Genomic DNA, 14,633 nt, shown 5'->3' on the forward strand with positions numbered 1-14,633 from the left:
GCGGATGGGTTGCCGGCCCCTTGCTATAGCCGTGCCCGGGCCGCCAGATCGGCCCGCGGGTCATCCCCGGCCGTGGCCGCGGCGAACTGCTCGATGGCCTTCTTGGCTTCATCGCTCAGGTTCTGCGGCACCATCACGTCCAGGACGATCATCAGGTCACCGGAGGCCTTGGAAGTCTTCACTCCCCGGCCCTTCAGGCGCAGCGTTCGTCCCGAGCTGGAACCGGCGGGCACCTTGACGGTGACTTCTTCGCCGTTCAGCGTCGGCACCTGGATCTTGGCCCCCAGGGCAGCTTCATCGAAGCTGACCGGAACGTGGATGCGGATGTTGTTCCCGTCGCGCTTGAAGAACGGGTGTTCACTGACCTTGACCTTCACCAGCAGGTCCCCGTTGCCCGCCGGGCCGGGCTGCCCCTTGCCGCGCACGCGCACGGACTGCCCGTCGCGGATGCCGGCGGGAATGCGCACGTCGATTACTTCGCCGCTGGGTTCACGCAGCCCGATGGTCGTGCCGTTGATCGAGCCGGCGAAGGAGATGGTGGTGCTGGCGTTGCGGTCCGCGCCCTTGCGCGGCGGTGCCTGCCGGCCGAAGCCGCCGCCAAATCCGCCGCCGCCGAAACCGCCGCCACCGCCAAAGAGGTCCGCGAACTCCGGGGGAACCTGTCCACCGCCGCGTGCCCCGCCGCCGCCCCCGAAGAGGTTGGAGAAGATGTCCTCGAAACCTGCCCCCTGGGCCCCGGCGCCGGCGCCGGAGGTGAAGCGTGCCCCGGACCCCATGGCGCGGATGGCATCGTACTGCTGGCGCTGTTCCGGGTCGGACAGTACCGAGTTCGCCTCGGAGATGTCCTTGAATTTCTGTTCGGCCGCCGCGTCCCCGGGGTTCGTATCCGGGTGGTACTTGCGTGCCAGCTTGCGGTAGGCCTTCTTGATTTCCGCGTCGTCGGCATCCTTCGAGACGCCGAGGATCGCGTAAAAGTCCTTTTCGATCCAATCCTGACTTGCCATCAGGCCTCCAACCTTTCGTCAGCCGGTTCGACACTGCCCACTGTCGATTCTCGGCAGTGGGCAGTGTCGATGTGTTATTTGTCGGCGACTACTCGCCGGTGGATACCATCACCTGGGCGGCGCGCAGGATGCGCTCCCCCTTCTTGTATCCAATACGCAGGATCTGTCCCACATGGTCGGCGTCGATCCCCTCAACCGGCTGACGCAGCAGCGCCTCGTGGACGTTCGGGTCGAACTCCACACCCGCCTGGTCGATACGCTCCAGTCCGTGAGACTGCAGTACCGCATCGAGCTTGTTCGCGATGGCCGCGAACGGCCCATCGGTCAAGTCCCCGTGCTTGCGTGCGGCGTCCACGTCGTCGAGCACGGGCAACAGGGTTGCCAGCACCGACTGCACCGCCTGGTCGCGCACGGCTTCACGGTCGCGCTCCACGCGCTTGCGGTAGTTCACGTACTCGGCCTGCAGCCGCAGCAGGTCGTTGCGCAGCTCGGTGACAACCTCGCCCACTTCGTCCTGCTCCGACTGTTCAGCCGATACGCCTGCCTCGTTCAGGATCGCCTCGGCCTGACCCAAAGCGTCGGCGCTCGGCTGCGCCTCGGCAGCCTCCTGCTGGTTCTCCGGCTGCTGGCCGGAGTTGGCGTTCTGGTCCTGTGCCTCGGACATATTCCCTTACTCCCTACTTCTTGTCGTCTTCGTCTTCGTCAATGACCTCGGCGTCGACGATGTCTTCCTCGGCGTTGGGAGCTTCGCCCTCGCCTGCGGCTGCGGACTCGGCCTGGGTGTTGGCGTAGATGGCCTCGCCCAGCTTGGTCTGCGAAGCCTGCAGCTTCTCAAACGCGGCCTTGACCTCGTCGTCGTTGTCCTGCTTCTCCAGGGCGGCCTTCAGTGCGTCCACATCGGCCTGGACTTCGGTCTTGACCTCTTCGGGCAGCTTGTCCTCGTTGTCCTTGATCAGCTTGTCCACCGAGTAGGCGGCCTGCTCGGCGGCGTTGCGGGTCTCGGCAGCTTCACGACGCTTCTTGTCCTCGGCTGCGTGCTCCTCGGCTTCGCGCACCATGCGCTCGATGTCATCCTTGGACAGCGAGGTGCCGCCGGTGATGGTCATCGACTGCTCGGTGCCGGTGCCCTTGTCCTTGGCCGAAACGTGCACGATGCCGTTGGCGTCGATGTCGAAGGTGACCTCGACCTGCGGGATGCCGCGCGGAGCCGGGGCGATGCCGGTCAGCTCGAAGGTACCCAGTGCCTGGTTGTCGCGGGTGAACTCGCGCTCGCCCTGGAACACCTGGATGGACACCGAAGGCTGGTTGTCCTCGGCGGTGGTGAAGGTTTCCGAGCGCTTGGTCGGGATCGCGGTGTTGCGTTCGATGAGCTTGGTCATCACGCCACCCTTGGTCTCGATGCCCAGCGACAGCGGGGTCACGTCGATCAGCAGCACGTCCTTGCGTTCGCCCTTGAGCACGCCGGCCTGCAGGGCGGCGCCCACGGCCACGACCTCATCCGGGTTCACACCCTTGTTAGCTTCCTTGCCGGCCATTTCCTTGACCAGTTCTGCCACGGCTGGCATACGGGTCGAACCACCCACCAGGATCACGTGGGCAATGTCCGACACCTTCACGCCGGCCTCGCGGATGACGTCCTGGAACGGCTTCTTGGTGCGCTCCAGCAGGTCCGCGGTCAGTTCCTGGAACTTGGCGCGCGAGAGGTGCTCATCCAGGTGCACCGGACCGTCGGCGGTCACCGACAGGTACTGCAGCGAGATGTTGGTACTGGTGGCCGAGGACAGCTCCTTCTTGGCCTGCTCAGCGGCTTCCTTCAGGCGCTGCAGGGCGATCTTGTCCTTGGACAGGTCAGCACCCTTGCTCTTGGCCTGGGCCAGCAGCCAGTCAACGATGCGCTGGTCCCAGTCGTCGCCGCCCAGGCGGTTGTCACCGGCGGTGGCGCGAACCTGAATGGTCGAGAAGTCGTCCTCGTCCTTGCCAACTTCCAGCAGCGAGACGTCGAAGGTACCGCCACCCAGGTCGAAGACCAGGATCAGTTCATCTTCCTTGCCCTTGTCCAGGCCGTAGGCCAGGGCCGCGGCGGTCGGCTCGTTGACGATGCGCAGCACGTTCAGGCCAGCGATTTCACCGGCTTCCTTGGTGGCCTGGCGCTCGGCGTCGTTGAAGTAGGCCGGAACGGTGATGACCGCGTCGGTCACCTTTTCACCCAGGTAGGACTCGGCGTCGTTCTTCAGCTTCATCAGCGTACGGGCCGAGATTTCCTGCGGGGTGTACTTCTTGTCATCGATCTCGATGGTCCAGTCGGTGCCCATGTGGCGCTTGACCGAGGCGATGGTGCGATCGATGTTGTTCACGGCCTGGCGCTTGGCGATGTCACCGACCAGGACTTCGCCGCTCTTGGAGAAGGCGACGATCGAGGGGGTGGTGCGGTTGCCTTCAGCGTTGGCGATAACGGTCGGCTCGCCGCCTTCCAAAACGGAAACGACGGAGTTGGTGGTTCCGAGGTCGATACCTACGGCACGCGACATAATGGCTCTCCTTTGCCTTGGTTAAAACTGACTAACGCTGGGGCGTTTTACCCCGGTTGAGCGTTCCGCACTCAAGTTTACTCTCGAGCGTTTCGCTGTCAAATCAAACTTGAGTGATAGTGACTCAACTTTGCGTTCTGTCATGTTCAACGGGCCCGGAGCCACAATCATTCCCGTGGCGAAAGATTTTTTGGAAATTTTTTTGCCAGGCCCGTCCCCGGCTCGTTTCTCCGCCCAGCCTGCGGCCTGCCGCCTGCCCACCTACCGGCGGGTCATGGGAAGCAGCACTGCACGGCACAATGGAGGGCAGGGCATTGGGTAATGCGATTGTGCAAGAAAACCAAGAAGGGAAGCCATCGATGAAATCGAAGAACCGCTGGAAGGATCTCTCCCCCGCCCGGCGTGCGGCGCTGGTTGGCCTGGCCGCCGTACAGCTGCTGCTCCAGGGAATCGCGTTGCGCGATCTGGCCGCGCGCGGTCAGCACCGGATCAACGGCTCGAAGAAGCTGTGGGTGGCCGCAACCTTTATCAACTTCGCCGGCCCGCTCGCCTACCTGCGCTGGGGGCGCAAGCAGCCCTGAGCCGCTCGGCGGCCCAATCCGGCTCCTGCGGGGATGGCAAAGCCCGGCAACGCGATGGCGTTGCCGGGCTTTGGCGGCTGTGGTCCCAGCCGTGGATCTTCGGTTGTGCGCTGCGCCGGACCCATCTGGACCTGGCGCGTGCGGCCGGTGAACTACCGGGAATTAGTGGCCGGGCTGGTGGCGCGACGGGGACGACGCGAGCGACTGCGGTTCGCCCCGGCGGCCGGGCGGGATTCGCTGGCCCCGCGGGTGTTGCGGTTGCGCCCGCCGTCCTTGGGTGCGGACTTCTCACGGTTCGCACCGGCTTCGGGGCGTCCGGCGCCGGAGCGGCGGGTGCCCGAGGCGCGGGAGGACTCGGTCTTGCCGCGGCGGTTGCCGCCGCGGGCGCCCTGCGCCGTCTTGGGGCTCTGGCGCTTGGGCTGCTGCTTCACCGGCGCCTCGTAGGCCACCAGTTCGGCCACTTCCCCAACGACCTCGGCCACGGCCGGCGAATTGCGGTCCACCTTCTCAAAGGGAACCTTCAGTCCGGCCTGCTTGAGCAGCTGGGCCACATCCCCCTGCTGGTCGGTGGTGGCGATGGTGACCACGGTGCCGTCGGAGCCGGCACGGGCGGTGCGTCCCGAGCGGTGCAGGTAGGCCTTGTGCTCTGCCGGCGGGTCAATGTGCACCACCAGCTCCACCCCGTCCACGTGCACGCCGCGGGCGGCGACGTCGGTGGCCACCAGCACCTTGGCCGAGCCGTCGGAGAAGGCGGCCAGGTTGCGGTCCCGGGCGTTCTGGCTCAGGTTGCCGTGCAGGTCCACGGCCGGGATGCCGGCCTTGGAAAGCCACAGCGCCATCTTCTTGGCGTGGTGCTTGGTGCGCATGAACATGATGCGCCGGCCCACACCGCTGGCCAGGGTACGCACCGTCTCCTTCTTTTCCTCCGGATCCACCACGAAGACGCGGTGCTCCATGGTGTTCACGGCGGCCTTCGGCGCATCGACCGAATGCACGGTGGGGTTGTGCAGGTAGCGCTTGACCACCTTGTCCACCCCGTTGTCCAGGGTGGCGGAGAACAGCAGGTGCTGGATGCCCTGCGGGGTGCGGTCCAGGATGCGGCGCACCACCGGCAGGAAACCCATGTCGGCCATGTGGTCGGCCTCGTCGAGCACCGAGACCTCGACCTCGGACAGGTCCACGATCTTCTGCCCCATCAGGTCATCAAGGCGTCCGGGGCAGGCGATGACAATGTCCACGCCCTCATTCATGGCCTTTTCCTGGCGCGACTGGGCGACCCCTCCGTAGATGACGGTGGTGCGCAGCCCGGCGGCGGCGGCCAGCGGGTCAATGGTCTTGGAAATCTGGGTGGCCAGCTCGCGGGTGGGGGCCATGATCAGGGCGCGCGGGAAACGCGCGCGGCGGCGGCGCGGCTGGGCGGCCAGGCGGGCCACCACCGGCAGGGAGAAGGCCAGGGTCTTGCCCGAACCGGTCTGTCCGCGGCCCAGCACGTCCCCACCGGCCAGGGTGGAGGGCAGGGTGGCTTCCTGGATCGGGAACGGGGAGTCGATGCCCTGCTGCTGCAGGACCGAAACCAGGTTCTGGGGCACACCAAGGGCGCTGAAGGATGCTGTCATGAGACGAACTTTCTCTAGAACTCGCTGATGCGCCGCCTGTGCGGCGCACGGGATCGCCGAAAGCAGGAGAAAGTCCGCAGCCGCGAGGTGCAAAGCCGGCGGAGGGCCGGGTTCACGACGCGTGGCCGCGCGGGCGGATTCGCCCCGGGACCAGTGGGAAATCTAATCAATCGACGCATGCGCCGCGCGGGGCAACCCGGACGATTTCCGGGGCCGGCCGCCAGGGGCGCACAACGTTCAATCCTACCAGCGCCGCCTCGCCCAGACCGTGGTCTACGGCATACCACCGGCTTCCAGGACCGAGATGTGTACCACGTCGGCCCCGGAAGCCGGGCGCCTACTTCGCCCCGTGGCGCAGCCGGCTGGGCCACCAGATGACGCGCCCGAACTCGTGGACCAGCGCCGGGACGAGCAGGGAACGCACCACCAGGGTGTCCAGCAGCACGCCGAAGGCCACGATGAAGCCCAGCTGGGCCAGGAACATGATCGGGATGACCCCCAGTGCTGCGAAGGTGGCGGCCAGCACCACTCCGGCGGAGGTGATCACCCCGCCGGTCACGGTCAGTCCGCGGCGCACGCCCTCCAGGGTGCCGTGGTGCAGGGCCTCTTCACGCACTCGGGTCATCAGGAAGATGTTGTAGTCCACGCCCAGGGCCACCAGGAACACAAAGCCGAACAGCGGCACCGCCGGGTCGGCCCCGGAGAAGTTGAACACGTGGTTGAACACCAGGGCGCTGACGCCCATGGCCGTGCCGTAGGAGAGCACCGTGGTGAGGATCAGCAGCACCGGGGCGATGATCGAGCGCAGCAGCAGCATCAGGATCACCAGGATCGCGGCCAGGATCAGCGGGATGATCTTGAACAGGTCCGCGGTGGCGGTCGCGTTCGTGTCCATCTGGGTGGCGGTGGTGCCGCCAACCAGCCCGTCCGGGTCCTGCTGGTGCACGGTGTCGCGCACCAGCTGCACGGTGTCCTTGGCCTGATCGGAGTCCGCCGCGTCGGCCAGGGTGATGGAGATCAGGGAGCGGCCCTCAACCACCTGCGGCTCGGCGCCGCGCTCGGCCATGGCCGGGCCGCCGTCCTCGGCCTGCAGGTAGGCCGAATCCACGCCGTCCAGGGCGCTCACATCCTTCAGGATGGCCTCGGCATCGGCTTCCTCCACGATGGCCACCGCCGGGGAGCCGCTGCCGCCCGGGAAGTGCCGGCCGAGCACCTCCTGGCCGTCGCGGGCCTCGGACTGGGAGGTGACGAGGTCACTTTGCGGCACCCCGCTGGCCTGGAGCTGGGTCATGCCCAACGCGCCGGCCAGCAGCACCACGCTGGTCACGATCCACACAACGCGGCTGCGCCGGTCAACGAAGGAGGCGATGCGCGCCCAAAGTCCACCGCTGCTCTTGGCGTGCTGGGCGTGGCCGGCCGGCTTGGGGGCGAAGGGCCAGTAGGCGGCCCGGCCCAGCAGGCCCAGGGCCGCGGGCAGGAAGCTGAGGGCGGCAATGATGGAGAAGATGATGCCGCTGGCGGCGATCGGCCCCAGCGCCTTGTTGGAGTTCAGGTCGGAGAACAGCAGGCACAGCAGGCCCACGGTGACCGTACCGCCCGAGGCGATGATCGGTTCCAGGCAGCCGCGCCAGGCGGTGGCCACCGCCTGCCAGCGCGACTGGCCCTGGCTCAGCGCCTCCTTGTGCCGCGCCACCAGCAGCAGCGAGTAGTCGGTGGCCGCGCCGATCACCAGGATGGAGAGGATGCCCTGGGACTGACCATCCAGCCGAATCCAGCCGGCGTCGGCCATGTAGTAGACCACCACAATCGCCGCGCACAGGGCGACCATGGCGGTCAGCAGCACGGTGAAGGGCAGCAGCACGGAACGATAGACCAGCAGCAGGATCACCAGCACCGCGCTGAGCGCCACGCCCAGCAGCACGCCGTCGATCCCGCCGAACGCCTCGATCAGGTCGGCATTGAACCCGGCCGGGCCGGTGACGTAGCCCTCGGCGCCCTGGGGCAGATGCTCGTTGAGCAGCGCCCGCAGGCTCTCCACTCCGTCGTCGGCCTTGACCTCACTGGAGATCGGCACCAGCAGTTCCACCGCCTTGCCGTCCTCGGCCAGGAACGGCCCGGTCACCTCCCCGTCGAGGTATTCAAAGGACTTCAGCTCATCGGCCAGGGCCGCGCCCTCCTTGGCGTCCAGCCCGTTCTGGTTGGCCATGACCACCACGGCAGGGATGGCGTCACTGGTGCGGAACTTCTCCTGCCATTCCAGGGCCCGGGTGGCCTCCGCACTGGCTGGCAGGAATGCGGCCTGGTCGTTGCTTTGCACGTCGGACAGCTTGCCAAAGGTCGGCCCGCCGATGCCGGCGACGGCCAGCCAGATAATGACCAGCACCGCGGCCAGCAGGGCGCGCAGTCCGTTTTTGGGTTTGCCGTTTGCAGGTGGTGCGCCGGTTCTCGAGGATGCCATGGCCGGTTTCCTTCGGGTCGAGGCCGCGCCGCGCCCGGTGCGCGGGGCGTGTGCCGTAGGGGTCAAACTAATTCCATCATCGAACTATATCATTGGTTATAGAATGTGCCTATGGACCCCACCCCTTCCTATGAACTCGTCCTGCAGCTGCAGCAGTTCGCCCAGGCCTCGGACCGCTACGTGGAGTCCACCGCCAGCGCCCACAGCTCGCACCGCACCGACATGAACGCGCTGGGCGTAATCATGCGCTACCAGCGCGCCGGGTCGCTGCCCTCACCCCGGGATCTGTCCCGGGAACTACAGCTGAGCGCACCGGCCACGACCGCCATGCTCGACCGGCTGGAGCGGCTGGGCTACATTGAGCGCCGGCGCACCGATGCCGACCGGCGGGTGATCCGCATCGCCATGACCGAGCTCGCCCAATCCAGCGGGCAGGAAATGTTCGCCCCGCTGGCCCGCAAGCTGCACCAGGTCATCCAGGGATATCCCAGCGAGCAGGTCGAACTGATCACCCAATTCCTGCGCGAGGCCACCGCCGGGGTGGACGAGGTGCGCGAGGCCACCGCGTCACAAATCCCCACACGAAAACGCGCCTAATCGCTCCGGCGATTATGCTGTTTCGGTGACTCTTCCCCTCTGGTTCTCCCTACTGGGTGCCGCGGTGGTCATCAGCTTCACCCCGGGCGCCGGGGCCATCAACACCATGAGCAACTCGATTCGGGTGGGCTGGCGCCGCTCGCTGTGGGGCATCATCGGCCAACAGCTGGCCCTGCTGATCCACGTGGCCCTCGTGGCGGCCGGGGTGGGGCTGCTGGTCAGCCGTTCTCAGGTGCTCTTTGAGGTCATCCGCTATGCCGGTGCCGGCTACCTGGTCTACCTCGGGGTGCGCATGCTGCTGGCTCGTCCGCAACCGGAACAGCTGCAGGACTCAGCGCCTGCCGGGCGGCTGTACATGGTGCGCCAAGGCCTGCTGGTGAATCTGCTCAATCCCAAGGCGATCGTGTTTTTCCTGGCGCTGACCCCGCAGTTCATCCGGCCCGATGCGCCCCAGCTGCCCCAGTACCTGGTGTTCATGGCCACCATTGTCCTGGTGGATGTGCTGGTGATGTTCCTGTTCTTCGCCGCCATGGCCCGCACCTTCCAACGATTTACGGCCACCGTGCGCGGCGCGCGAATCCAGAACATTGTCTTTGGCACGCTGTTCATCTTCGTTGCGGTGCTGCTGGTGCTGGCGCGCTAGTGAATTGTTGTCGATTCGTTGCGCGCGCATCGGGGCGTCACCCTCGAATGTGTTGGCCAATTCACCCTAGACTTGTCTCATGTTCCGGATAATGACGGTGTGCACGGGCAACATCTGCCGCTCGCCCATGGCCGAATTCATGCTCAAGAACGCCCTGGAGGACGCGGGGATCGGCGACGTCGAGGTGTTCTCCCGCGCCGTGACCGACGGGGAGATCGGCAACCCCATTGACCAGCGCGCCGAAGCGACGCTGCGTTCCCACGGCCTGAGCGGTGAGGGACATGTGGCCAGCCAGCTCACGGCCGAGGAACTGGGGTCGGTGGACCTGATCCTGGCGCTGGACACGGACCATTTTGAGGCGCTGGTCCCGGATTTGTCGAACATCGCCCAGGAACGGCGTCCGCAGCTGCGGATGCTGCGTTCCTTTGACCCGCAATCCGCCGCACAGCCCCACGACGCGCAGGGCATCTATGACCCCTGGTACGGGGACGCCGCGGACTTTCGTGAAACCTGGAAGATGATTGCCGCCAGCCTGCCGGCGCTGGTTGACTACGTTCGGAGCAACACCGCCTCCCGTGGAAACCGTTAAACCACTGATTATCGCCCTGGACGGGCGCTCCGGGGCGGGCAAGAGCTCACTGGCTGCGGCCCTGGCCGCGGCCTGGGGACCCGAACGGGTTTCCATCCTGCACCTGGAGGACCTGTACTACGGCTGGGATTCGTTGCAGGAAACCTGCACGCGCTATGCCGTGCTGCTGCGCCGGATCCGCGCGGGCCAGCCGGTGAGCTGGCCGCGTTGGGACTGGCAGGCCAACGCCCCGGCGGCCGAACACATCCACTTCACCCCCAGCGAGATTGTGCTCGTCGAAGGGGTGGGGGCCCTGTGCGCCGAAGCGGTACCGGAGATTGACCTGGGCATCTGGCTGCAGGCCGGGGCCACGGTACGCCGGGAACGCGCGCTGCGCCGCGACGGGGAGGTCTTCGCCCGGCACTGGGCGCGGTGGGCCGATCAGGAGCAGGAGTACCTCAGCGCCGCAGACCCGGCGGCCACCGCCAACGTGCACCTGCGCTCCGATGCCCCCGACGAGGATGCTGCCCTGCACCAGCTGCGCCGGCTGGCGCGGTTCCTGCCCGCCCGGGTACGGGTCAAGCTGCCCGCCACCTGGCTGCGGGCCGCGGTGCGCCATGAGCGTGAGCTGCCGGTGCCCCGGGATGTGGCCGCCGTCTTTGAGTCGCTGGCCGAGCACTGCCGGCAGGCGGCACTGCTGGAATCCACCAGCCACCGGCTGCAGGACCCGTTGGGCCGCAACCGCTATACGGTGCTGGCCCTGGCCCAGGAACCGGAGGCAGCGCTGCTTTCGGCCACCGCGCAGGGCACCGAGCTGCGTTCGGGCAACGCGATGCTCCGGCTGGGCCCCGAGTTCTTTGCCGCCCTGGGCGGGATCTGGCCCTCGGAGACCGGGCCCGGGGCGGAGCCTGACCCCGCGGCGGAGCCGCCGGCCCCGGACCCGCAGTGGGTGGGCTACCTGGGCTATGAGCTCAAGCGCGAGGTGGGTGCGGCGGATGTGGCGGCCCGGCTGCCCGATGGTTCGCTGCGCCCGGACGCGCAGTTCTTTGAACCGGACACCGTGCTGATTGTTGATCACCTGCGCGCCCGGCTGACCGTGCGCGCCCCAGGCCACCTGCTGGAGCCGACCCTGGCCCGTCTGCAGCGGCTGCAGCTCAAGGTGCGGGAGCCCGGGCCGCTGCCGGTGCCGGTGTTCAGCTGCCGCGACACCCCCGAGCAGTACCGGGACAAGGTGCGCCGGGCGCAGCACGAAATCTGGCAGGGCAACAGCTATGAGGTGTGCCTGACCACCGAACTGCACGCCACCGTGGAGCATTTCTCCGCCTTCGAGGCGTATAGCCGGTTGCGTGAATCCTCCCCGGCCCCGTTTGCGCACTACCTGCGCCTGGGCTCCCTGGAGGTGGCCAGCATCTCCCCGGAACGCTTCGTGAGCATCTCGGGCACCGGCAAGCTGCGCGCCGAACCGATCAAGGGCACCCGTCCGCGCGGCCAGGATCCCTCCAGCGATGCGGCGCTGCGTGAGGATTTGGCCTCCCATCCCAAGGACCGGGCCGAGAACATCATGATCGTGGACCTGCTGCGCAACGACCTGTCCCACCATGCGGTGCCCGGCACGCTGTCGGTCACCCGCTTGTGCGCCATCGAAAGCTACGCCACGGTGCACCAGATGGTCTCCACCATCGACGCGCAGCTGCGAGAACCGGCGCTGGCCGCCGCGGCGCTGCGCGAGGCCTTCCCGCCCGGGTCCATGACCGGGGCACCAAAACTGTCGACCATGCACATCCTGGACCGGCTGGAGGAAAACCGGGCGCGGGGACTGTACTCCGGGGCGGTGGGCTACCTGGGCGCAGATGGCGGCGCCGACCTGGCGGTGGTGATCCGCACCCTGGTCTGCGACCGGCTTGGGGACGGGTCCTGGCAGCTGAGTCTGGGGTTGGGCGGGGCGATTACCGCGGACTCGGATCCGCAGGAGGAATGGGATGAGGTGCGCACCAAGTCGGTGGGCGTGCTCAGCGCCTTGGGGGCGCGCTTCCCGTACTAAGGGCGGTGCCGCTCCTACTGCAGGGTGGCGGTCAGCCGGGCGGCGTTGTCCACCCAGCGCTGCAGCCGCGGACGCTTCTCCCACTCCTCCAGGGTCAGTTCCTTGGAGATGCTGCGGTAGTGGGCCTGCACCTGGTTGACCTGGTCCACCGTCTGCGCGCCGAGCAGCATGACCGAGATCTCCATGTTCAGGCTGAAGGAGCGCATGTCCATATTCGAGGATCCCACGACCGCGACCTCGTCATCGACGGTGAAGCACTTGGCGTGCAGCACCATCGGGGCCGGGTACAGGTAGATGCGCACCCCGGCCTCCAGCAGCACCTGGTAATAGGACTGCTGGGCGTGGTGCACCAGGAACTGGTCCCCGGACTCGCATACGAACAAATCCACCTCAATGCCGCGCTGCGCCGCGGTGGTGATGGCGTAGAGCATTGAATCATCGGGCACAAAATAGGGGCTGGTGATCTTCAGGCGTTCGGAGGCCGAATAGATCAGCGTGTTGAACAGGCGCAGGTTGTTCTCATCCTCATACCCCGGCCCGCTGGGCACCACCTGTCCCACGGTCTCCCCCGGCACATCGCTGGCCGGCAACGGGTAGCGGGCGTCGGTCAGGTCCTGCAGCACGTCATCGGTGTCGGCCTCCTGCCACCAGTCGGTGGCGAAGACCACGTCCAGGGAACGCACCAGCGGGCCGCGCACCTGGATCATCAGCTCCACCCATTCACGCCCCACCTTGTGCGAGCTGAGCCGCTTGTAGCCCGGCTCGATCAGGTTTTGGCTGCCGGTGAAGGCCACTTCCCCGTCCACCACCAGGATCTTGCGGTGATTGCGCAGATCCGGGCGGCGCCAGCGGCGCCGGAACGGGGCCACCGGCAGCATCCGCTTCCATTCGATGCCCGAATCCTTCAGCCGCCGCTTCAGCTGCCCGTACCCGGCCACCCGGGCGGTGCCCAGGTGGTCAAACAGCAGGCGCACCACCACCCCGCGCTTGACCGCGGCCTCCAGGGAATCCAGGACCGGGCCGACGAAGTCCGGGTCATCGCCCATGATGTAGAACTGGATGTGCACGAATGTCGTGGCCTTGTCGATCTCCCGGCGCATCGCCTCCAGCGAGGCACGGTAATCGGAGATCACCTCCACCTCGTTCCCGCCCTCCAGCGGCAGCGCCCCCAGGGTGCGGTTGAGCACCGCGGCGGACTCAATCCATTCCTCATCACTGTGGAATTCGACCGGCGAATCCATGTGCGAGGTGGCCTGCAGGATTGCCTCATTGGCGCGGCGCTGCTTCTCCAGGCGCCGGCGGGAGAGGCGCGGGTTGGCAAAGAGCAGGTAGAGGATCAGCCCCACGACCGGGATGAAGAAGATCGCCAGCAGCCAGGCCATGGCGGTGGTGGGCCGGCGGTTGCCCGGAACCACTCCGATCATCACGATACGCACCACGATGTCGAAGGTCACCGCCAGCGCCCAGACCGTCGGGCCCAGCTCCCGCAGGAAGTTCTCACCTAGCATCATGCGGCCAACTCCTGCCCTCGTGCTTTCCACCGGGGTGTCTTTCCCGCGGTCATCGTGCGTTTTGCCTATCGCTAGACTACCCAATTCCCCGGTTCAAGGCGGTGTCGGTTGCGGCGAGTTATCCGAAGCACCGGCGGGATTCGATAATCTAGTACCTATGAGTTCATTGGTTTTCCTCGATCCGTCCTATCCGGCCGGTCGACTGGCGGACATTTACGCGCCGCAACTGCCCGTGACCGCCCAGGGTGTTTCCCGTGGTGACGGTATCTTCGAATCGATGCTCTACAAGCACCAGAGCGTGCGCAAGATCGACGCGCACCTGGCCCGCCTGCAGTCCTCGGCCCAGCTGTGCGACCTGGAGATCCCCGACGAGATCCAGTGGCGTGCGGCCATTGACACCGCCATCGCGGACTTTGATGCCACCGGCGGGGCCGATGAGGCCGTGGTGAAGCTGGTGGCCGCCCGCGGGGACGCGGACAGCGACCCGGCCCTGTGCTGGGTGACCGTCACCCCGGCCCCGACGCTGGGCCAGGCCCAGCGGGATTCGGGTGTGGACGTGCTGCTGCTGGATCGCGGCTATGATTCGAAAATCGCCGAACGCGCGCCCTGGCTGCTGATGGGAGCCAAGACGCTGTCCTACGCGGTGAACATGGCGGCCCTGCGCTATGCGCGGGCCCACGGTGCCCATGATGTCATCTTCACCTCCTCCGACGGTGCGGTGCTGGAGGGCCCGACCTCCACCGTGCTGATGGCCCAGCGAGATGGGCAGACCAAGCGCCTGCTCACCCCGCTGCTGGAAACCGGGATCCTGCCGGGCACCACCCAGGCGGCGATCTTCGCTGCCGCCGCGGAGGCCGGCTGGGAGTTGGGGTATGGTCCGCTGCGTCCCGAGGACCTCTACCAGGCCGACGTGCTGTGGCTGGTTTCCTCGGTGCGCCTGCTCACCCCGGTGAATTCGCTGGACGCCAAGCCGCTGCGCTTCGACGCCGAACTGCACGCGGAGCTGAGCGAACTGGCCGATCACCTGGCCTAACCGAGCACGCAAAACGGGGGGAGCAGTCCATGGACTGCTCCCCCCGTTCTTGG

At 66.9% G+C, this 14,633-nt stretch carries 12 protein-coding genes; 6 read left to right on the forward strand and 6 right to left on the reverse strand.

Translation table 11 applies throughout. The annotated features are described in order from the left end of the window. Positions 1-23 precede the first annotated feature (23 nt). The 3 genes from AC6I21_RS11795 to dnaK form a co-directional block, all read right to left on the reverse strand. Positions 24-1,004 (reverse strand): DnaJ C-terminal domain-containing protein, encoded by a 981-nt coding sequence (locus AC6I21_RS11795; protein WP_138176782.1) that lies wholly within the window; start codon positions 1,002-1,004, stop codon positions 24-26. A gap of 88 nt (positions 1,005-1,092) precedes the next feature. After that, complete coding sequence (locus tag AC6I21_RS11800; protein ID WP_497762435.1) at positions 1,093-1,668, reverse strand: nucleotide exchange factor GrpE; 576 nt, start codon at positions 1,666-1,668, stop codon at positions 1,093-1,095. 13 nt (positions 1,669-1,681) lie between these two features. Further along, positions 1,682-3,532 carry a molecular chaperone DnaK gene (dnaK, locus tag AC6I21_RS11805; protein ID WP_138926681.1) on the reverse strand — a complete coding sequence of 617 codons (1,851 nt, stop codon included), beginning with the start codon at positions 3,530-3,532 and terminating at the stop codon, positions 1,682-1,684. A 359-nt stretch (positions 3,533-3,891) separates the two neighbouring features. Between dnaK and AC6I21_RS11810 the strand changes: the two genes are divergently transcribed. Beyond that, a complete protein-coding gene (locus AC6I21_RS11810; protein WP_497762436.1) occupies positions 3,892-4,113 on the forward strand; it encodes a hypothetical protein in 222 nt (73 codons plus the stop codon). 152 nt (positions 4,114-4,265) lie between these two features. Here AC6I21_RS11810 and AC6I21_RS11815 read toward each other — a convergent pair whose 3' ends face one another. Further along, positions 4,266-5,729 carry a DEAD/DEAH box helicase gene (locus AC6I21_RS11815; protein ID WP_138176770.1) on the reverse strand — a complete coding sequence of 488 codons (1,464 nt, stop codon included), beginning with the start codon at positions 5,727-5,729 and terminating at the stop codon, positions 4,266-4,268. Between the two features lie 337 nt (positions 5,730-6,066). Continuing rightward, positions 6,067-8,187, reverse strand: a complete 2,121-nt coding sequence (locus tag AC6I21_RS11820; protein ID WP_497762437.1) for an MMPL family transporter — start codon at positions 8,185-8,187, stop codon at positions 6,067-6,069. Positions 8,188-8,298: 111 nt separating this feature from the next. Between AC6I21_RS11820 and AC6I21_RS11825 the strand changes: the two genes are divergently transcribed. The 4 genes from AC6I21_RS11825 (at position 8,299) to AC6I21_RS11840 (ending at position 12,036) form a co-directional block, all read left to right on the forward strand. Further along, positions 8,299-8,784: a MarR family winged helix-turn-helix transcriptional regulator gene (locus AC6I21_RS11825; protein WP_138176764.1), complete on the forward strand. Its 486-nt coding sequence runs from the start codon at positions 8,299-8,301 to the stop codon at positions 8,782-8,784. Positions 8,785-8,809: 25 nt separating this feature from the next. Then, on the forward strand, positions 8,810-9,427 hold the full coding sequence (locus AC6I21_RS11830; protein ID WP_497762438.1) for a LysE family transporter: 618 nt from the start codon (positions 8,810-8,812) through the stop codon (positions 9,425-9,427). A 79-nt stretch (positions 9,428-9,506) separates the two neighbouring features. Beyond that, positions 9,507-10,016 (forward strand): low molecular weight protein-tyrosine-phosphatase, encoded by a 510-nt coding sequence (locus AC6I21_RS11835; protein WP_138926686.1) that lies wholly within the window; start codon positions 9,507-9,509, stop codon positions 10,014-10,016. After that, on the forward strand, positions 10,003-12,036 hold the full coding sequence (locus tag AC6I21_RS11840) for a chorismate-binding protein (protein WP_497762439.1): 2,034 nt from the start codon (positions 10,003-10,005) through the stop codon (positions 12,034-12,036). Before AC6I21_RS11835 ends, AC6I21_RS11840 begins: the two co-directional genes overlap by 14 nt. Positions 12,037-12,050: 14 nt before the next feature. On the opposite strand, the gene cls is transcribed toward AC6I21_RS11840, so the two are convergent. Then, positions 12,051-13,544 carry a cardiolipin synthase gene (cls, locus tag AC6I21_RS11845; RefSeq protein WP_391495644.1) on the reverse strand — a complete coding sequence of 498 codons (1,494 nt, stop codon included), beginning with the start codon at positions 13,542-13,544 and terminating at the stop codon, positions 12,051-12,053. Positions 13,545-13,704: 160 nt separating this feature from the next. Between cls and AC6I21_RS11850 the strand changes: the two genes are divergently transcribed. Next, on the forward strand, positions 13,705-14,580 hold the full coding sequence (locus AC6I21_RS11850) for an aminodeoxychorismate lyase (protein WP_138176752.1): 876 nt from the start codon (positions 13,705-13,707) through the stop codon (positions 14,578-14,580). Positions 14,581-14,633 lie beyond the last annotated feature (53 nt).

The sequence above is a fragment of the Glutamicibacter sp. St.4D3 genome (genome assembly GCF_059728615.1).